This is a genomic window from Vibrio sp. 1580 (genome assembly GCF_033340055.1).
This window is the reverse complement of sequence record NZ_JAWOVT010000410.1, coordinates 1-622: the sequence shown is the minus strand read 5'-3', so window position 1 is coordinate 622 and position 622 is coordinate 1. Positions and strand designations below refer to the sequence as shown.

General features: G+C 48.4%; 1 protein-coding gene. It reads right to left on the bottom strand.

The annotated features are described in order from the left end of the window. Positions 1 to 265: 265 nt before the first annotated feature. Positions 266 to 622: GGDEF domain-containing protein (locus R7093_RS26300; protein WP_318147157.1), on the bottom strand; the 357-nt coding region annotated here is incomplete at its 5' end.

Sequence of the window (622 nt, the reverse complement as noted above, 5' to 3'; positions counted from 1 at the left end):
GTCTACATAGTACTGGGCGAGATTTTTCATGGGCTTCATTCACTACTCCATGGCACAAGCAAGCTATCAACCCGACATATTGAAAACGGGCAGATGTACAAGGCCTAACGCAATTTAGGTCTGTTTGATTTTGAGGCATTCACCTTGATGAACTGGCGAGAACCATGAGATCACAGACGAGAACACAAGGTATAAGCAGTTTAACGTGTTTAATACGGTGATTTAAACCGCTTGCTATCAACTTAGAGCAAGCGGTCACAAAGCGCTAGAAGGAACTAGGGTGGATGCAGGTGCGATTACGGCCATCGGCTTTGGCCTGGTATAGCGCACTGTCGGCCATAGCGATGCCCATTTCAGGTTCATCACCATGCTGAGGAACGTAAGAAACAAAGCCGATACTCACACTCAGGTGCTCTGAAGCTTCCGAACTACCGTGCTCCATATCAAGCTGTCTAATTTGTTGATGAATGCGTTGAGCGACTTGCTCTGCACCTTCTGTTGTCGTGTTTGGCAAGATAAAACCAAACTCTTCACCACCGTATCGAGCCACGCAGTCTGAAGAACGGTTGACCACTTGCTTGAAGACCGCCGCGACACGAATCAACGCCTCGTCGCCTTGTGG